Annotated in this window: 14 protein-coding genes and 1 tRNA gene; 11 read left to right on the forward strand and 4 right to left on the reverse strand. The window is 72.8% G+C overall.

Annotated elements, in window-relative coordinates; translation table 11 throughout:
• Positions 1–3: 3 nt before the first annotated feature.
• A tRNA-Ser gene (locus O4J56_RS21480) sits at positions 4–90 on the forward strand.
• A gap of 141 nt (positions 91–231) precedes the next feature.
• On the opposite strand, the gene O4J56_RS21485 is transcribed toward O4J56_RS21480, so the two are convergent.
• Together O4J56_RS21485 and O4J56_RS21490 are read right to left on the reverse strand one after the other, a co-directional pair.
• Positions 232–2,685 (reverse strand): tetratricopeptide repeat protein, encoded by a 2,454-nt coding sequence (locus tag O4J56_RS21485; RefSeq protein ID WP_270688111.1) that lies wholly within the window; start codon positions 2,683–2,685, stop codon positions 232–234.
• A 76-nt stretch (positions 2,686–2,761) separates the two neighbouring features.
• Positions 2,762–3,736 (reverse strand): saccharopine dehydrogenase, encoded by a 975-nt coding sequence (locus O4J56_RS21490; protein WP_270688112.1) that lies wholly within the window; start codon positions 3,734–3,736, stop codon positions 2,762–2,764.
• Positions 3,737–3,968: 232 nt separating this feature from the next.
• Here O4J56_RS21490 and O4J56_RS21495 point away from each other — a divergent pair, with 232 nt between their 5' ends.
• The 8 genes from O4J56_RS21495 (at position 3,969) to O4J56_RS21530 (ending at position 14,640) form a co-directional block, all read left to right on the forward strand.
• Entirely contained in the window at positions 3,969–4,988 is a 1,020-nt protein-coding gene (locus tag O4J56_RS21495; RefSeq protein ID WP_270688114.1) for a LacI family DNA-binding transcriptional regulator, read from the forward strand.
• A 234-nt stretch (positions 4,989–5,222) separates the two neighbouring features.
• Complete coding sequence (locus O4J56_RS21500; protein WP_270688116.1) at positions 5,223–6,590, forward strand: ABC transporter substrate-binding protein; 1,368 nt, start codon at positions 5,223–5,225, stop codon at positions 6,588–6,590.
• Entirely contained in the window at positions 6,590–7,537 is a 948-nt protein-coding gene (locus O4J56_RS21505) for a carbohydrate ABC transporter permease (protein WP_270688117.1), read from the forward strand. The genes O4J56_RS21500 and O4J56_RS21505 overlap by 1 nt, the downstream gene beginning before the upstream one ends.
• Before the next feature lie 2 nt (positions 7,538–7,539).
• Complete coding sequence (locus tag O4J56_RS21510; protein ID WP_270688119.1) at positions 7,540–8,421, forward strand: carbohydrate ABC transporter permease; 882 nt, start codon at positions 7,540–7,542, stop codon at positions 8,419–8,421.
• Between the two features lie 101 nt (positions 8,422–8,522).
• Positions 8,523–10,091 (forward strand): alpha-amylase family glycosyl hydrolase, encoded by a 1,569-nt coding sequence (locus O4J56_RS21515; protein ID WP_270688121.1) that lies wholly within the window; start codon positions 8,523–8,525, stop codon positions 10,089–10,091.
• 52 nt (positions 10,092–10,143) lie between these two features.
• On the forward strand, positions 10,144–11,967 hold the full coding sequence (locus tag O4J56_RS21520) for a carbohydrate-binding protein (RefSeq protein WP_270688123.1): 1,824 nt from the start codon (positions 10,144–10,146) through the stop codon (positions 11,965–11,967).
• An 81-nt stretch (positions 11,968–12,048) separates the two neighbouring features.
• Complete coding sequence (locus tag O4J56_RS21525; RefSeq protein WP_270688124.1) at positions 12,049–13,959, forward strand: right-handed parallel beta-helix repeat-containing protein; 1,911 nt, start codon at positions 12,049–12,051, stop codon at positions 13,957–13,959.
• 66 nt (positions 13,960–14,025) lie between these two features.
• Entirely contained in the window at positions 14,026–14,640 is a 615-nt protein-coding gene (locus O4J56_RS21530; RefSeq protein ID WP_270688127.1) for a PadR family transcriptional regulator, read from the forward strand.
• Between the two features lie 41 nt (positions 14,641–14,681).
• Here the strand turns inward: O4J56_RS21530 and O4J56_RS21535 are convergent, their stop codons facing one another.
• Positions 14,682–15,707, reverse strand: a complete 1,026-nt coding sequence (locus tag O4J56_RS21535; RefSeq protein ID WP_270688128.1) for a PDR/VanB family oxidoreductase — start codon at positions 15,705–15,707, stop codon at positions 14,682–14,684.
• Between the two features lies 1 nt (position 15,708).
• A complete protein-coding gene (locus tag O4J56_RS21540) occupies positions 15,709–16,818 on the reverse strand; it encodes an aromatic ring-hydroxylating dioxygenase subunit alpha (protein WP_270688130.1) in 1,110 nt (369 codons plus the stop codon).
• Between the two features lie 189 nt (positions 16,819–17,007).
• Between O4J56_RS21540 and O4J56_RS21545 the strand changes: the two genes are divergently transcribed.
• Positions 17,008–17,328, forward strand: coding sequence for a hypothetical protein (locus tag O4J56_RS21545; protein WP_270688131.1), 321 nt, complete (start codon positions 17,008–17,010; stop codon positions 17,326–17,328).
• Positions 17,318–18,865 carry a sensor histidine kinase gene (locus tag O4J56_RS21550; protein WP_270688132.1) on the forward strand — a complete coding sequence of 516 codons (1,548 nt, stop codon included), beginning with the start codon at positions 17,318–17,320 and terminating at the stop codon, positions 18,863–18,865. Before O4J56_RS21545 ends, O4J56_RS21550 begins: the two co-directional genes overlap by 11 nt.
• Positions 18,866–19,204 lie beyond the last annotated feature (339 nt).

The raw sequence follows: 19,204 nt of genomic DNA on the forward strand, positions 1-19,204 counted from the left end.
CGAGGAGGATTCGCCTAGAGGCCTAGGGCGCCGCACTGCTAATGCGGTTGGGGGGCAACCCCCTCATGGGTTCAAATCCCATATCCTCCGCAGGTCAGACGGGGTCTCACACAGAGTGTGAGACCCCGTCTTCGTTTCAGGGCCGCAGTTCCGGTCGCATTCGCTCCCGTCCGGCACGGGAGGTCCGCCCGGCTCGGCGGTGCCGCCGAGCCGGGCCGGCCCCGGCGGCGGTCACTCCTTCCGGGACAGAAGTTCCTGGGCCTGACCGGCGAAGGGGGCGTATCCGGTGTCCGCGGCGCGCCGCAGGCAGGCGAGGGCGGTCTCGTGCTCCTCGCCGTCGAGCAGGATCTCGCCCACCCGGTAGGCGGCCTCGCCCACCAGTTCCGGGTCGTCCGTGCCGTCCAGGGTGCGCCGGTACCAGCGCACCGCCTCGTCCCAGTCCTCCAGCCAGTACTGCAGCTCGCCGATGTGCGCGGAGAACAGCGGCCCGTCCTCGTGGCCGGACTCGACGACCGGCCCGTAGTGCTCCAGCAGCTGGGGAAGGTCGTGCTCCAACTTGGCGACCAGACCGAGGTTGGTGACGGCCTTGTGCGCCATCTTCTTGTTCCCCTTCTCCAGGGCGCGCCGCCACCACTCGCGCGCCGTGGCGTTGTCGCCGCCGTAGTGCGCCCGGGCGCCCAACGTGACGGCCGCACCGGCCGCGAACTCCCCCAGGCCTTCGGCGGTCCTCTCCAGCAGGGCCTTCCCCAGCTCCCCGTCGTCGCCCTCGGCCTCCAGCACCCAGTGGGCGAAGTGGAACACGGCGTACAACTGGTCGCCCTCGGCCTTGGCGTCGGTGCACGCTTCGACCGCGTCCTGGAATTCCTGGTCGCCCATCTGCCGCACGGCTGCCATCACATACCGCGCCAGGGCCTCGGCGCCCACCTCGCCGAGGAGATCGGCGAGCAGGCGGACGGCCCGATCGACCGTCCTCCCGTCGTGGTCGGCCCGGGTCTTGTGCACCGCGGCGCGCACCCAGTCCTCATAGGCAGCCGTCGAGTCGCCCTGGGCGTGCGCCGCCTCGGCCCGTTGCCGCGCGGCCCTGCCGGCGTTCTCCCAGATGGTGAACCCCGACTCGGCTTGCGCGAACGCCTCCCGGGCCTGTTCCACCTCGCCGAGCTCCCGCAGGGCGATGCCGAGGTCGTAGCGGCAGACGGCGCGGGCCTCCTCGTCGGTGCCCTCGAACCCGGCACCGAGCCCGAACAACCGCACAGCCGCCGCGTGGTCACCCCGCTCGCCCGCCGCCCGCCCGGCCTTGATCAAGCCCTTCCTGGCCACCGACGGGTGGGCGCGCACGGCCGCCGTCGCCAGGGCGACGGCGGCCTCCTCGTCGTCCGCATCGGACAGGACCGTCAGCAGGCGCTCCGCTGCCCTGTCGGAGCCGGTCGCGGCCACGAACCCGTCCCGATCGACGACGCCGCGGTACCCCTCGACCACGCGGCCGGTGGCCACCGCCAGTTCCACCGCCTTCGCCACCGCCGCGTCACTGTCCCGCTCCTGCGCCCAGGTCATGGCGATGTCGATGAGGACGGCGGCGGCGGTGACACGGTGGGCACCGTCGAGCGCGCCGACGGCGGCCCCGGCCGCCTCGGTGTCACCGGCCAGCATCCGCTCGGCGAGCTCGACGACGGCCGCCCCGTAGTGCTCGGCGATCACTGCGGCGGCGCCCTCCCGGTCGCCCCTCGCGCGGAGGCGGTCCGCGGCCTCCGCAGGGGACTCGGCGCCGGTGAGCCGACGCACCTCCACGAGCACGCCGCGGTCGTTGTCCTCCTCGCCCTTCGCGGCGGCACGGGCGAACGCGGCCCGCGCCTCCTCCTCACGGCCGAGCCGACGGAGCAGGGCGCCCAGCCGCAGCGCGGCCCGGGACCGGTATCGCTGGGCGTAGCGCTGGTGGCTCCTGCTCCGCTCGGCCTTCCGGTACAGCTCGCAGGCGGTCTCGTCGTCACCTTGGGCTTCGTGGAGCGCACCCAGGTAGAGCAGGGCCTTGGCGTGCAACCGGCGGTCGCTCGCCTCCGCCAGCCGCCGGAACGCCTCCGCGGCGCCCTCGGTATCGCCGCGCTCCTGGCGCAGCCATCCCAGGACGAAGAGGGCGTGCGGGTCGTCGTCGGCGCGTTCGGCGCACTCCCGCTCCCATTCCGCCCAGTCGACGCCGTCGTTCCCGAGTCCATCCACACCGCCGGAGTAGCTGGTGGTGCCCCAGCTCTGGCCGATGCGCAGCGACTCGATCCAGCGGGCGTCGGTGACGTGGACGTCGTAGTCGGCCTGGGCGAGCCGCTCCTCGTCCTGCCAGCCGCCGTCGCGCTCGTAGTAGAACATCGCCAGCCGGTCGAAGTCATCGTCGTCGACCGGGTGGTTGCGCTCGGCCACCCGCTCCACGCCGACGACGAAGCGGTGCGTGTTGCACTCCACCCACCACTCGTCCAGGAACTCGTCGATGGTGACGACGTCGGTCATGGGGCCGAAGCGGTGCGGGGTGAAGCGCTCCGCGGCCTCCCACAGCAGCCGGCAGAAGAAGGTCGGGTGGTCGGGCAGCAGGTCACCGGTGCCCCAGGAGGGCTCGTAGTAGGTGACGAAGACGCGGAAGCGCACGCGCCGCCGCTCGGGGTCGAGATCCAGGACGCGGACGCCGAAGAGGTCGGTGGACATGGGGTGGGGGGCCTTCCGGAAAGTCAGTGCGGGAATCCCGCCCGAACGGCGGCGCCGCCGGGCGGGGCGCCCCACGCTAATGGCGCCCGCCGACATCGGGAACGGTGCGCTCCACCTCGACGCACGGCAGGCCCGCCGCGTCGGCGAGGGAGAGGACCCGGTGCAGGTGGTGCACCCCGGGCTCCAGGTCGACGGCCACTTCGGCGGCGAGTGCCGTCACGCCCGCCGTCCCCCGCGACTGGCCCCGTCCGGTGGCGAGCACCGAGCCGTGGGCGGCCTGCGCCAGCAGGGTCCACGCGTCGGATCCGGGCAGGTGCAGCCCGGCCGGGATGCGGGGGCGGATCGCGGCGGGCAGGCGGGTGAGGGCGGCCAGGGCCCCGGTCGCGGCCCGCGAGTCCAGGCCGAACCAGGTGCGAACCGGCACACCGAGGTCACGGCTGAGCGTGTGCTGGTCGGAGAAGTCCGCCCGGTAGAGGCGGCGGCGCCCCAGGCCGGGGATCCGGAACATGCGCGGGCCGGTGAAGTTGCGGACCGGCGCCCCCGTGACCGGGTCGGGGAAGTCGGCGCCGATCAGGCCCAGCGACCACTCCTGGGCCGCCGCGCCGTGCGCGTCCCCGGCGCCGAGCACCACGGCGATGTCGATCGGCGCCGGTGCAAAGGCCGGTCCCGGCGCCGACGCGGCGAGGTCGGCGGCGAGCAGGTTGGTCAGCCCCGGGACCAGCCCGACGCTGAGCAGGACGGGGGCCTGCGGGTCGAGCCGTTCGGCCGCCTCGATGTAGGAGGCGGTGGCGGTGGCGTCGACGAAGGCCGCGCCGTGCCCGGTGGCGGCGGCGATGAGCGCCGGATCCTCGGCGCCGGAGGCGTTGACGACCACGTCGACGCCGGCCAGCGCCTCCCGGTAGCCGTGCAGGCGGTCCTCGCGCAGGTCGATGCGCACGTCGGCGCGCGCGGCGTCGCGCCCCGCGGCCAGCGCCGTGTGGCCGTAGGAGCGGAGGAAGCGGACGACGGGGGCGCCCACCGCGCCGTACCCGCCGAGCACCAGTGCCTTCATCGCCGCGCCTCCCCGGGCCGCACGCGCGCCTGCACCGGACAAGTATTTGGAGTCATACTCTAGAAATGTATTTAGAGTTGGACTCTAGTCAAGGCCCGGCGCCCCTCCGGGGCGACGGGGCGCGCACGCCGCGGGCATCGGTCGAACCCCCATGCACCCCTGACTCCCCTGACTCCCCTGACGGACCGACCGGATGCAAACGGGTTGCGGCGTTTGCGGTAGCGTTGCACGCATGACGCAACGACTCGCACAGGTGGCGCAGAAGGTGGGCGTCTCCAAGGCCACGGTCAGCCGGGTGCTGAACGGCAAGCCCGGGGTCTCGGAGGACACGCGGCAGGCGGTGCTCACGGCCCTGGACGTGCTGGGGTACGAGCGCCCCACGCAGCTGCGCGGGGAGCGCGGCAAGCTGGTCGGCCTGGTGCTGCCGGAGCTGTCGAACCCCATCTTCCCCGCCTTCGCCGAGGTCGTCGGCGGGGCGCTGGCCCAGCGCGGGCTGACCCCGGTGCTGTGCTCGCAGACCCCGGGCGGCATCCAGGAGACCGACTACATCGACCTGCTCCTGCAGCAGCAGGTCTCCGGGGTGGTGTTCGCCGGCGGACTGTACGCCCAGGCGGACGCGCCGCACGGGCACTACCGCCTGCTGCACGAGCGCGGCCTGCCGGTGGTCCTGGTCAACGCGCCCATCCCCGGGCTCGACTTCCCCTGCGTCTCCACCGACGACGCGATCGCGGTGGAACAGGCCTGGCGGCACCTGCGCGCCCTCGGGCACGAGCGGATCGGGCTGGCGCTGGGCCCCTCCGACCACGTCCCCTCGCGGCGCAAGCTGGAGGCCGGGCGGGCGGCGGCCGCGGCGGTCGGCGGCGCGCTGCCCGAGGAGCTGGTCGCCCGCGGGCTGTACTCGATGGAGGGCGGCCAGGCGGCCGCGTCCCGCCTGCTCGACGCGGGGGCGACCGGCATCGTGTGCGCCAGCGACATCATCGCCCTGGGCGCGGTGCGGGCCGCCCGGCGCCGGGGGCTGTCGGTGCCCGAGGACGTGTCGGTCGTCGGCTACGACGACTCCCCCCTGATGACGGCCACCGATCCCGCGCTCACCACGGTCCGCCAGCCCATCGACGCCATGGGGCGCACCGCCGTCCAGCTGCTCACCGCCCAGATGGAGGGCAAGGAGGTGCTGCGCGACGAGGTCCTGTTCGATCCGGAGCTGGTCGTCCGGTCCTCCACCGGCCCCGCCCCGCGCGCCGCCGGGGCCTGACCGGAACCCGCGGTCGGAAGGACCGGAAACCGCGGCACAGAGCCCCGCGCCCGCCCCGGGCGCGGGGCTCTGTGCTGGGGTTTCACGGATGCCCGGGAGGGCGCGTCCCCGACATGCGTACGGCTATCGATTTTTTGCGGATACAAGTCGAAGTGTTGCGCTCATATGTACACGGTGGTTAAGTGTGTGCCACACCACTCCATCCCCCCACCCCGACCAGAAGGGGGTCCACCGATGCCATCCGCAACCGGACGCGCCCTCGCGGGCACCGCCTCGGCCGCGTGCGCGCTCACCCTGCTCTCCGCCTGCGGCACCAGCGCCGACGGCGGTGACACGACGTCGGACGGGAAGGTGCGGCTCGACGTCAACGGGCGGCCGCCCACCACCCAGGCCTTCGAGCGCGAGCTCTTCGACGAGCACGTGCAGCGCTTCGAGGAGGCCAACCCGGACATCGACATCGTTCCGCACGAGGGCTTCATGGACCCCCAGACCTTCAGCGCCAAGCTCGCCGGGGGAAAGCTGGAGGACGTCTTCTACGTGTACTTCACCGACGCCCGGTCGCTGATCGAGCGCGGGCAGGCGGCCGACATCACCGACGCCGTCCAGGACATGCCGCACCGCGAGGACGTCCAGGACGGGCTGATGGAGGTCTTCCAGGACGCGGACGGCCGCCAGTTCGGCCTGCCCACCGCGAACTACTCGATGGGCCTGCTCTACAACCGCGAGCTGTTCGAGGAGGCCGGGCTCGACCCCGACGACCCCCCTGCGACCTGGGAGGAGGTCCGCGAGGCCGCCGACGCCGTCTCCGGGCTCGGCGAGGGCACCGTCGGATACGCCGACTTCTCCAAGGGCAACCAGGGCGGCTGGCACTTCACCGCGGAGCTGTACTCGCGGGGCGGCCGGATCGCCGAGGAGGCCGACGGCGGCTGGAAGGCCGCCTTCAACACCGACGATGGGCGGGACGTCCTCCAGACCCTGCACGACATGCGCTTCGAGGACGGCTCGATGGGCGGACGGCAGCTCCTCGAGGCCGAGGACGCCCAGCGCATGATGGGCGCGGGCGAGCTGGGCATGTACATCGCCGCCGCGGACAACATCAGCACCATCGCCAAGCAGTTCGGCGGGCGGTACGAGGACTACGGCCTTGCGCCGATGCCGGGTGAGGGCGCCACCCTCCTCGGCGGCGAGGGCTACATGGTCAACCCCGGGGCCACCCCGGAGCAGGTCGAGGCCGGGGTCCGGTGGATCCAGTGGAAGTACCTCAACCCCGAGACCATCGAACGCGACGTCGTCGCCCACGTGGAGAACGACCTGCCGGTCGGGCTGCCGATGCCGCCCACCCCCGACATCTGGAAGGGCGGGGTCCGGGAGCGGATCGAGGGCGTCAAGGAGGCCAACGCCAACGTCCCCATGGACAACTACGCCGGCTACATGGAGGCCGCGCCGGAGATGGAGGGCGTGATCGAGCCGCCGCAGGCCCAGGAGGTCTACGCGGTGCTCGACTCGGTGATGCAGGCCGTGCTCACCGACGAGGACGCCGACATCGACCGCCTCCTCGACGACGCCGAGGAGAAGGTCGACGGCGTCTACAGCGGTTCGTGATGGGCGCCCCCGTGACGGCGCCCGCGCCGCCCGCCCCCGCTCCCCCGCCGGCCGCCCGGCCCCGCAGGCGCGCCGCACGGCGCCGGGCCCTGGCCGACACCGCCACCGCCTACGCCTTCCTCGCCGCCGCCCTGGTGGTCTTCGCGCTCTTCTCCTGGTGGCCCATCCTGCGCAGCGCGGTCCTGGGATTCCAGGAGGTCGACTTCGCCTCCGGGAGCACCTGGGTGGGCCTGGCCAACTTCGAGCGCCTGCTGGCCGACCCCCTGTTCTTCACCGCCTGGCGGAACACCGGCCTGTTCACCCTGTACGCCCTGGTGCTCGGCTTCGCCGTGCCCTTCCTGACGGCCGTGCTGCTCAACGAGTTCCGGCACGCCAAGGCCTACTTCCGCACCCTGGTCTACCTGCCGGTGATGCTGCCGCCCGTGGTGGTGGCCCTGATGTGGAAGTGGTTCTACGACCCCGGCCCCGGCCTGATCAACGAGGCCCTGCGCACCCTGCACCTGCCCACCTCCGCCTGGCTGGACTCCTCCTCCACCGCCCTGGTGTCCCTGGTGATCGTGGCGACCTGGGCCAACATGGGCACCACGACGCTGATCTACCTGGCCGCCCTGCAGACGGTGCCCGGGGAGCTGTACGAGGCCGCGGAGCTGGACGGGGCGAACCTGTGGCAGCGGCTGCGCCACGTGACCGTGCCGCAGACCCGGTTCGTGCTGCTGGTCCTGCTGCTGCTGCAGATCGTCGCGACGATGCAGGTGTTCACCGAGCCCTACGTGATGACCGGCGGCGGGCCGCAGGACTCCACGGTCACCGTGATGTTCCTGGTCTACCGGTACGCCTTCGTCTACAACGACTTCGGCGCCGCCAGCGCGATGAGCCTGCTCCTGCTGATCGTCCTCGCCGTCTTCTCCGCCCTGTACCTGCGGGCCACCCGCGGCTCCGAGGAGTGACCATGCCCGCCTCCGCACGCACGCTCGTCCGCCCCGCCGTCCTGAGGACCCGCCGGGGACGGCTCGTCTACTGGTCCGTGCTGGCCGTGTCGCTGGCGCTGTTCACCGCGGCCTTCATCGTCCCGCTGTACTGGGCGGCGACCGGAGCCGTGAAGGCGCCGGACGAGCTGGCCCGCACCCCGCCGACCTACGTGCCGCAGGAGTGGCACCCGGAGAACTACGCCCGGGCGTGGCGGGAGATGGACCTGGGCCGCTACTTCCTCAACACGGTCGTGCTGGCCGGAGGGGCCTGGCTGGTCCAGCTCGCGGTGCAGGTCCCGGCCGCCTACGCGCTGTCCAAGCTGCGCCCCCGGTTCGGCCGCGTGGTGCTCGCCCTGATGCTGGTGACCCTGATGATGCCGGTCACGGCGCTGCTGGTGCCGGTCTACCTCACCGTGGTGGACGTCCCGCTGTTCAACCGGAACCTGATCAACAGCCCCAGCGCCGTCTGGCTGCCCGCCGCCGCCAACGCCTTCAACATCTACATCCTGAAGAACTTCTTCGACCGGATCCCCGACGACCTGCTCGACGCCGCCCGGATGGACGGCGCGGGCGCGCTGACCACCCTGGCGCGCGTCGTGCTCCCGCTCTCCCGGCCGATCCTCGCCGTGGTGTCCATCCTGTCCATCGTCACGGCGTGGAAGGACTTCCTCTGGCCGCTGCTGGTGATCCCCGACCCGGCGCGGCAGCCGCTGAGCGTGTTCCTCCAGCGGGTCGCCCCGGACACCCCGCTCAACATCCTCATGGCCGGGCTCGTCCTGGCCTCGCTGCCCCTGATCGCGCTGTTCCTGGTCTTCCAGCGCCAGATCGTCGGCGGCCTGACCGCGGGCGGCCTCAAGGGCTGACCCCCCGGCGCCCCGTACCCCGGGCCCACGACCCCGCCTCCCACGTCCCGCATCCCGCTCGGACCCGCGAACCCGCGTCCCGCGAGAAAGGACCCTGCCCCGTGTCCCGTCAGTCCCGCACGGATTGGTGGCGCGACGCCGCCATCTACCAGGTGTACGTCCGCTCCTTCGCCGACGGCGACGGCGACGGCACCGGCGACCTGGCCGGCGTCCGGTCCCGGCTGCCCTACCTGGCCGACCTGGGCGTGGACGCGCTGTGGTTCACGCCCTGGTACCGCTCGCCGCTGGCCGACGGCGGCTACGACGTCACCGACTACCGCTCCGTCGACCCGGCGTTCGGCACCCTCGGCGAGGCCGAGAAGCTCATCGCCGAGGCCGGTGAGCTGGGGCTGCGCTGCATCGTGGACATCGTCCCCAACCACGTGTCCGACCGGCACCCCTGGTTCCGCGCGGCCCTGGAGGCCGGGCCCGGGTCCCCGGAGCGGGAGCGGTTCCACTTCCGCCCGGCCTCGCCCGAGCCCCCCAACGACTGGGTGGGCGAGTTCGGCGGCGTGCCGTGGTCGCGCACCGCGGACGGCGAGTGGTACCTCCACCTGTTCACGCCCCACCAGCCCGACCTCAACTGGAACCACCCCGACGTGCGCCGCGAGCACGAGGAGGTGCTGCGGTTCTGGTTCGAGCGCGGCGCGGCCGGGGTGCGCATCGACTCGGCCGCGCTGCTCGCCAAGGCCGGGGGCCTGCCGCCGATGGCCGCCTCCCCGGACCACCCCTTCCACGACCGGCCCGAGCTGCACGGGATCTACCGGTCCTGGCGCCGGATCGCCGACGCCTACGGGGCGGTGCTGATCGGCGAGGTGTGGCTGCCCGACGCCGAGCGGCTGGCCCGCTACCTGCGCCCGGACGAGCTGCACACCGCCTTCAACTTCGACTTCCTGGGCCGCCCCTGGGACGCGGCCGAGCTGTGGGAGTCGATCGAGCGGACCCTGGCCGCGCACGAGCCGGTCGGCGCCCCCGCCACCTGGGTGCTGGCCAACCACGACGTGACCCGCACGGTCACCCGGTACGGACGGGCCGGGGACACCGGGTTCGCGTTCGAGCGCAAACGCTTCGGCGTCCCCACCGACCTGGCGCTGGGCACCCGGCGGGCGCGCGCCGCCGCGCTGCTCACCCTGGCCCTTCCCGGGTCGGTCTACCTGTACCAGGGAGAGGAGCTGGGGCTCCCGGAGGCGGAGATCCCCCGCGAGCTGATCCGGGACCCGATGCACGCCCGCTCCGGCGGCCGGGACCCGGGCCGGGACGGCTGCCGGGTCCCGCTGCCCTGGGACGGCGCCCCGGAGCCGAGCTGGCTGCCGGTCCCCGAGGGGTGGGCCGGCTACGCGGCCGAGCGGCAGGCCCAGGACCCCGGGTCGATGCTGTCCCTGTACCGCGCGGCGCTGCGCCTGCGGCGCTCCTTCGGCGACGCGGGGCCGCTGGTCCGGCTGCGCCCGGAGGACCCGCGGGTGCTCTGCTTCGCGCGCACCGGGCGGGACGGCGCCGCCTGGATCTGCCTGGTCAACTTCGGCCCGGACGACGTGGCGCCCCCCGCTCACACCGAGACCCTGCTGGCCAGCGGCCCCCTGACCCCGGGCGGGCTGGTGCCGCAGGACACGGCGGTCTGGCTGCGCGCCTGAGCGCCCGCGGCCCGGCCCTTCCTTCACCCCGCACCCCCACGGAAGGAACGCCATGCGCACGAGACCGGCCGCGGCCCTGACCGCGGCCCTGGCCACATCCCTGCTGACGACCGGGGCGGCCGCGGTGCCGGCCGACACGACCGGCACGGCCGGCACCGCCGGCGGAGGGGCCGCGGACACGTCCGCGGCGCCGATCGCCACCGGCGCCGACATGCCCTACACCACCGTCGAGGCCGAGGACGCCTCCCCCGGCGGCGGGGCGCAGGTGGTCGGCCCCAACCGGGAGATCGGCGACCCGGCGGGCGAGGCGTCCGGCCGCCGGGCCGTCACGCTCACCGAGACCGGGCAGTACGTGGAGTTCACCGCCCCGGTCGACACGAACACGCTCGTCACCCGCTTCTCCATCCCCGACGGGGAGGAGGCCACCCTCAGCGTCCATGTGGACGGAGAGAAGGCCGGGGCCTTCGAGCTGACCTCGGAGTACGCCTGGCTGTACGGCCCCGAGGAGGCGCCGGTGAACGACCCGGGGGCGGGACCGCCCCGGCACATCTACGACGAGGCGAACCTGGTGCTGGAGGAGACCGTCCCGGCCGGCTCCACGATCCGGCTGCAGAAGGACGCGGAGGACACCTCCGAGTACGCCGTCGACTTCGTCGACTTCGAGGAGGCCGTGGCCGCCCCGAACCCGGACCCGGACGCGTTCGTGGAGCCCGAGGGCACCACCCACCAGGACGTGCAGGCCGCCCTGGACACTGCGCGGATGGACGGCTCCGTCGAGGGGGTGTACCTGCCGCCGGGCGACTACGAGACCGGGAGCAAGTTCCAGGTGTACGGCGCCCCGGTCAAGGTGGTCGGCGCCGGGCCGTGGTTCACCCGCTTCCACGCCCCGGCCGGCCAGGAGAACACCGACATCGGCTTCCGCGCCGACCAGGGCGCGAACGGCTCGGAGTTCTCCGGCTTCGCCTACTTCGGGAACTACACCTCGCGCATCGACGGTCCGGGCAAGGTCTTCGACCTGCAGAACGTCTCCGGCATGACCATCGAGGACATCTGGGTCGAGCACATGGTGTGCTTCTTCTGGGGCGCGAACACCGACGACATGACCATCCGCGGCAACCGGATCCGCAACACCTTCGCCGACGGCCTGAACATGACCAACGGCTCCAGCGGCAACCTGGTGGCCGACAACGAGGCGCGGGCGACCGGCGACGACTCCTTCGCGCTGTTCGCCGCCCAGGACGCCGGCGGCGGCGAGCAGAGCGGCAACGTCTACGAGAACCTCACCTCCAAGCTCACCTGGAGGGCCGCGGGGCTGGCGGTCTACGGCGGGCAGGACAACACCTTCCGCAACGTCCACGTCGCCGACACCCTCGTCTACTCCGGGGTGACCGTCTCCTCGCTGGACTTCGGGTACCCGATGAGCGGCTTCGGGCCCGGGGAGACCTCCCTGCAGGACCTGACCATCGAACGCGCGGGCGGCCACTTCTGGGGCGGGCAGACCTTCCCGGGGATCTGGATGTTCTCCGCCTCCGAGCCGTTCCGCAACATCCGCGTCGACAACGCCGAGATCATCGACCCCACCTACCACGGGGTCATGTTCCAGACGAACTACGTGGGGGGTCGGCCCGACTACGTGGGGGGTCGGCCCGAGCACCCGGTCGAGGACACGGTGCTGTCGAACATCACCGTCTCGGGCGCGCAGAAGTCCGGCGACGAGTTCGACGACAGGTCCGGCTTCGGGATCTGGGCCAACGAGATGCCCGAGGAGGGCCAGGGGCCTGCGGTCGGCCGGGCCGTCTTCCGGAACCTCACCCTGACCGGCAACGCCGAGGACATCAGGAACACCACCGACACCTTCGAGATCGCCGTCGAATGACCCCCGCCGCCCGGCGCGCGGGGCCGTGCGCCGGGCGGCCGTCCGCACCCCATGGAACACCCGCATCCCCTGGAGGACACCATGAAGCGGAAACGATCCCGTCGCGCCCTGGTACTGGGCGCCACCCTCGCAACGGCCGGGCTCCTGCCGGTCTCCGCCCCCGCGCAGGCGGCCCCCGCCCCCGCCTCCGCGGACACCGGCACCGGCACCGGCACCGGCGGGAACGCCGCGGAACGCGGCGCCGACGTCCCGTACGTGTCGTACGAGGCCGAGGACGGCACCTACTCAGGGACGCTCCTGGAGGCCGAACCCGACCGCCCGTTCGGCCGGACGAATTTCGCCACCGAGTCGTCCGGCCGCGCCTCCGTGCGGCTCGACTCCGCGGGCGACCACGTGGAGTTCACCTCCACCGCCCCGACCAACTCCATCGTGGTGCGCAACTCGATCCCGGACGCGCCCGAGGGCGGCGGCCGGGAGGAGCCGCTGAGCCTGTACGCCGACGGGGAGTTCGTGCAGGAGCTGACGCTGTCCTCCAAGCACAGCTGGCTGTACGGGAACACCGACGACCCCGAGGGCCTGACCAACACCCCGGGGGGCGACGCGCGGCGGCTCTTCGACGAGTCCCACGCCCTGCTGGACCGGACCTACCCCGAGGGGACGGAGTTCCGGCTGCAGCGCGAGGACGGCTTCGGCGCCGAGTACGCCGTCGTCGACCTGATCGACCTGGAGGAGGTGGCGCCCCCGGCGGACAAGCCCCCGGAGTGCACCTCGATCACCGAGTACGGGGCGGTCCCCGACGACGGCGAGGACGACACCGCGGCGCTGCAGGAGGCGGTGACGGCCGACCAGGAGGGGGAGATCGACTGCGTCTGGATCCCTGAGGGCCGGTGGCGCCAGGAGCGGAAGATCCTCACCGACGACCCGCAGGACCGCGGGCAGTACAACCAGGTCGGCATCAGGGACGTGACCGTGCGCGGCGCGGGCATGTGGCACTCGCAGCTGTACACCCTCACCCCGCCGCACGAGGCCGACGGCATCAACCACCCGCACGAGGGCAACTTCGGCTTCGACATCGACGACAACACGCAGATCTCCGACATCGCGATCTTCGGGTCGGGCACCATCCGGGGCGGCGACGGCGGCCACGAGGGCGGCGTCGCCCTCAACGGCCGGTTCGGGCAGGGCACCCGGATCTCGGACGTGTGGATCGAGCACGCCAACGTCGGGGCGTGGGTCGGCCGGGACCACTCCAACATCCCGGAACTGTGGAACCCGGGGGACGGTGTGGAGTTCAGCGGCATGCGGATCCGCAACACCTACGCGGACGGCGTGAACTTCGCCAACGGGACCCGCAACTCGACGGTGACCGACTCGTCGCTGCGCACGACCGGCGACGACGCCCTGGCCGTGTGGTCCAGCAAGTACGTCGAGGACCCCGCGGTGGACGTGGGCCGCGACAACGCGTTCACGAACAACACCGTCCAGCTGCCCTGGAGGGCCAACGGCATCGCGGTCTATGGAGGCAGCGGGAACACGATCGAGAACAACCTGGTCTCCGACACCATGACCTACCCCGGGATCATGCTCGCCAGCGACCACGACCCGGTGCCGTTCTCCGGCACGACCCTCATCGCGAACAACGGCCTGTACCGCACCGGCGGCGCGTTCTGGGGCGGGCAGCAGGAGTTCGGCGCCATCACGGTGTTCCCCGCCAACACCGACATCCCCGGGGTCGTCATCCGGGACACCGACATCCACGACTCGACCTACGACGGGATCCAGTTCAAGTCGGGCGGCGGCGCGGCGCCCGGCGTCGAGGTCTCGAACGTGACGATCACCGACTCCAACAACGGCGCGGGCATCCTCGCCCAGGGCGGTGCCCGGGGCAGCGCGACCCTGTCGAACGTGGAGATCTCCGGATCGGCCGACGGCGACGTCGTGGTCGAACCGGGCTCCCAGTTCACCATCGACGAGGGCGGCTCCCCGTCCTAGGGACAGGTGTGGCCGCGCCCCGGGGACGGGGCGCGGCCCCGCGGCCGGGGCGGCGACAATGGGCGCATGAGCCTCCGTAACGCCCTCTTGGCCCTGCTCACCGCGCGCCCGTTGACGGCCTACGACATCTCCAAGCAGTTCGGCGCGTCGGTGGGGTACGTCTGGTTCGCCCCGGATTCACAGATCTATCCGCAGCTCCGGCGCATGGAGGAGGAGGGACTGGTCGAGGCGACCGAGCTGCCGTCCGAGGGGAGGCGGACCAAGCGCGAGTACCGGATCACCGACGAGGGCGTCCGCGCGTTCCGCGAGTGGATCAACGCGCCCGCGTCCCACCAGCGGGAGCGCAGCGTGCACCACCTCCGCGCGGCGTACCTCGAATGGGCCGAGACCGATGAGGCGCGCAGGAACATGGAGCGGCACATCGCGTTCTACCGGGAGCAGCTCGCGCAGTGGGAGGCGCAGCGGGCCGCGCTGCTCGACCGGTCCAGCCCGACCCTGGCCGCCCGGCTCGCCGGGTCGCCGCCCGAGCAGCACGAGCGGATCGTCGCGTTCAAGGTCTTCACCTACGACGGGCTGATCGAGCGCGCCCGCTCCGAGATCGCGTGGGCGGAGCGCGGGCTGGAGCTGATCGAGGAGATGGCCGCGGAGCCGACGCCCGCGCCGGTGCACGCGCGCGCGTGACGGCTCCGCCCGGCCTCCTCGGACTCCTGCGCGGTGTCGCGTCAGGGGATGTCGATGGTCAGGAGCGCCCTCCTCCCCTCCACACCGGAGGGGCCGGGAGCACCGTCCGGCCGGGGGGCGCACACGGCGCGGGACACGCAGGCGCACATCTTGGGCGAGGTCCGCTTCTCCTCGTCGCTGAAGAAGACGTCGCGGTGGTCGATGAGGCCCTGGACGTCGAGGACGCGCACCTGGCACAGGCCGCACTCGCCCTTCCTGCAGTCCGAGATGACCTCGGCTCCGGCCTGCTCCAGCGCCTCCAGCATCGAGCGCCCGCCGCCGACGACGGTCCGCACGCCGAGCCGGGGGATCTCGACCTCGAACTCCTCGGGGTCGTACCAGCCGCTGTTGCCGAACGTCTCGTAGCGCAGGTCCGCGGCGGGAAGGCCCCGGTCGTGCCACCGCCGCCGGACGGCGTCCATGAGGCGGATCGGTCCGCACATGTACAGCTCGGCGGGCCCCGCTCCGGCGACCCCGTCGACCAGCGCGGAGGCGTCCAGCGGCGTCCCCTCGTCGTCGACGTGCACCCGGATGCGGTCTCCGTGCCGCTCGACGAGCTCCTCCAGGTAGGCCATCCGGTCGCGCCCTCGGCCGACGTACACCAGGACGTAGTCCGCCTTGAGCCGCCGCAGGACGTCGGCCATCGCGGCGATGGCGGTGATGCCGATCCCGCCCGCCACCAGCACGTAGCGCGGCGCGCCGATGCGGAGAGGGAAGTTCTGCAGCGGCTGCGTCATCCGCAGGCCGTCCCCCGGCCGGAGCGTGTGCATGAACCTCGACCCGCCGCGCGAGTCGGCGGCGAGCTGGACGCTGATCGTGAGGAGGCCGCCGTCCTCACTCCCGCGGACCACCGAGTAGGAGCGGGTGTCCGTCCGCCCGTCGATCTCGACGGCGACGTCGACGTGCGCGCCGGGCGCCGCCGGCCGGGGCCGCTCGGGGCGCAGCACGATCCGCTGGATGCCGTCCGCGGCCGGCGCCGCTTCGACGACCTCGCCGTCCTGCCAGTCCGCCTGGGTGTCCACCGCCATGTCAGCGCACCCCCGCGCCCGCGCCGGCCGCGGCCCGCTCGGCTTCGAGCATGCGCTCGATGAGCCGCCGCACCCACATGCCCCCGGCGTCGATGTTGAGGCTGTAGAACTCGTGGGCCGGGTTGGCGTCGATGGCGGCCTGCTGCGCGATGAGCATCTCCTCGTCCTCGGCGAACACGCGCCGGACGCCCTCGCGGAGCTGGGTGGTGATGAGCTGGCTGTCGAGGCGGTAGTTCCGCATGAAGGCCCAGAAGTAGTGGGCCGAGCGGGAGGTCTCGGGGGTGATGGTGTTCATGACGTACCCGTTGACGCCCTGGCTCCGGTCGCCCTCCGGCGCGCCGGTCCCGGCCTTGGCCACGCCGACGTCGATGCAGATGGTCGAGGGGGTCTCGAAGCGGATGATCTGCCAGCGGTCCACCTTGCCCTCGAACCCGGGGAACCTGTCGCGCATGTTCTTCAGCCAGAAGGGCGGCGGGTCGATGCCGAGCATCCAGCGGGTGACGGTGACCGTGCGCTCGTCGTGGGAGACCTCGAAGTCCGACTCGCTGAGCTCGGCCTGCCCGATGCTGCCGGCGTGGACGAACTCCTCGTGGGTGAGGTCCATCAGGTTGTCCAGGACCAGCATGTAGTTGGCGCCGACGTCGATGGTGCCGCCGTCGCCGGCCCAGTGGGGCGGGTCCATCTGGCGCATGTCCGGCACGGTGTCGGGGTCGGCGAGGGTGGGGTCGCCGAGCCAGACCCACACGAACCGGTGCCGTTCGACCACCGGGAACGAGGGGACCATGGCGCTGGGGTTGATCGTCTTCTGCGCCGGCATGAAGGTGCACCGGCCCGCGGAGTTGTAGCGCAGGCCGTGGTAGGGGCACTGCACCTCGTCGGATCCGACCCGCTTGCCCATGGACAGCGGGGCGAGGCGGTGCCAGCAGGCGTCGGCCAGCGCGACGGGGCGGCCCTCGTCGGTGCGGTAGAGCACGAGGGGCCGGTCGGCGACGGTGCGCGAGAAGAGCCCCTTCCCGGTGACCTCGTGGTCCCACGCGGCGGCGTACCACGCGTTCAGGGGGTGGCCGGGCGCCTTGTCGGTGGTGGTGGACCTGGTTTCGGCGATCGTCATGGTTACCTCCGGAGGGAATGCCTAACGGGATAGGCATCGGTGACCTGCGCCACACAATACCTATCGATATAGGTATTGGCCATGCCCCGGCCACGGCCGGTACGGGGAGGACGGCCCCCTCCGGGCGCATGAAGACTCCCTCATCTGCGTTTCACCCCGGGGCGGCCCCCGGGGAGGATGATCGGTGACATGAGAGCCCTGTACCGCAACCTCATCATCGGGGCGGTGGCGCTGATCGTGCTCGGCACGGCCGCGGTGGCGTGGGGCACCGGGCGCGGGGAACCCGAGCCGCGTCCGGCGCGCGACGTCACCGTGGGCGAGTCGCACAGCCCGTCCGAGCCGGACGGGCCGACCGCGTCGCCGTCGCCGTCCCCGTCGCCGACCACGGACGATGACGACGATGACGACGATGACGACGACGCCGGTGACGACGACGACATCGTGGCGCCGCCCCCCGCCGTCACCGGCGATGACGACGATGACGATGACTGGGACGACGATGACGACTGACCGCACGGCCCCTCTCGACGCCGTGGACACGGGCCCGGACCCCCGACCGGAGGAGGGGGCCGGGCCCGCGCCCGAGGCGGACGGGCGGCTGCGCGGCCGCGTCCCCGCGCGCGCCCGCATCACCGCCTGGGTGGTGCTCCTGATGACCGCCACCCTCGCGATGGTCAACATCGTCACCTGGCAGGCGCTGCGCACCGAGGTCGACGAACGCATCGACCGCGCCCTGTCCCAGGAGATCAACGAGTTCCTGGAGGTCGCCCGGGACGGGACCGACCCCGCGACCGGGCAGAGCTTCCCCGACCTGGACGCCCTGTTCCGGGCGCACGTGGGCGGCCAGCACCCGGACCGGCACGAGATCATCTTCGGCCACGTCGACGAGACCGCCGGGGCCACCGTGCCCACCGGCCGGGTCCGGCAGGGCCAGAACCCCCTGTTCGACGCGTCCGCCGACGGGCCGGTGCGCGAGGAGATCCTCGACAGCCCGAACGCCCGCGGCGTCACCGACACCCCCGAAGGACCGCTGCGCTGGGAGAAGGTCCGGGTGAACCCGCTCGGCGGCGCCACCGGCGCCAACCCCGGGGGCTGGTTCGTCATCGGCTACTTCGCCGACGCCGACATGGCCGGAATCGACCGCACCGCCCGGACCCTGGTCCTGGTCAGCCTCACCGGCCTGGTCCTGGCCGGCGCCGCCGCCTGGTGGGTGGCGGGGCAGATCCTGGCGCCGATCCGGCTGGTGCGCCAGACCGCGGCGCAGATCACCGAGGAGGACCTGACCCGGCGCATCGACGTGTCCGGCAAGGACGACGTGGCGGCGCTGGCCGAGCAGTTCAACGGCATGCTCGACCGCCTGGAGGAGGCCTTCTCCATCCAGCGGCGCTTCGTCGACGACGCCGGGCACGAGCTGCGCACCCCCATCACCATCGTGCGGGGCCACCTGGAGGTGATGGGCGACGACCCCGAGGAACGGCGCGAGGTGCTCCGTCTGGTCACCGACGAGCTGGACCGCATGGCGCGGATCGTGGAGGACCTGCTACTGCTCGCCAAGGCGCAGCGGCCGGACTTCCTGCACCCGGTCTCCGTCCCGGTGGAGGAGCTGACCAGCGACATCGACGCCAAGGTGCGCACCCTCGGCGACCGGAACTGGCGCCTTGAGGGCATCGGCGAGGGCCCCGTGCGCCTGGACCCGCAGCGGGTCACCCAGGCCATGGTGCAGCTGGCGTCGAACGCGGTGCGGCACACGGGTCCCGGCGACGAGATCCGCGTGGGGTCGTCGGTCGCCGAGGACGGCCGCACGGTGGAGTTCTGGGTGGGCGACACCGGGCCGGGCATCCCCCTGGAGGAGCAGGAGCGCATCTTCGACCGGTTCGCCCGCGGGTCCGGTGGCGGCGGCTCCCGGGGCGGCGCCGGCCTGGGACTGGCGATCGTCCGCGCGATCACCGACGCCCACCACGGGACCGTCGAGGTCCAGTCGACCCCGGGCGAGGGGGCACGTTTCACCCTGACGTTCCCGACCGACATGCGCAGCACAAAGGCCTGATCCCCTGGGGCCTGGGCGCCCTGGGGCTTGATCCCCCGGCCGTGGGGTTTGCTCCCCCGGCCGCCCTGGGGCTTGATCCCCCCGGCCGCCCTGGCCCCCCTGACGCCGACCGCCTGGGCCGGGCCACCAGACCACCGGGGTGCGGAACAACGACGAAGGCCGACGCCCGTCCGGCGCGTGCGTGGTCACCGTGATGGGCAGCAACGGCGACAGCCAGGCGGTTCCCCGGCGCTGCCTGCCGCCCGTCCGGCCCCTCGCGGTCCGGGCGGACGGCTGACCTGGCCCCCCGCTCAAGGACCCCGGCCGGGCGCCGGGCCGCCTGAGTGTGAGCGGGATGGC

Source organism: Nocardiopsis endophytica (assembly GCF_027706725.1).
GTDB classification, from domain to species: domain Bacteria; phylum Actinomycetota; class Actinomycetes; order Streptosporangiales; family Streptosporangiaceae; genus Nocardiopsis_A; species Nocardiopsis_A endophytica.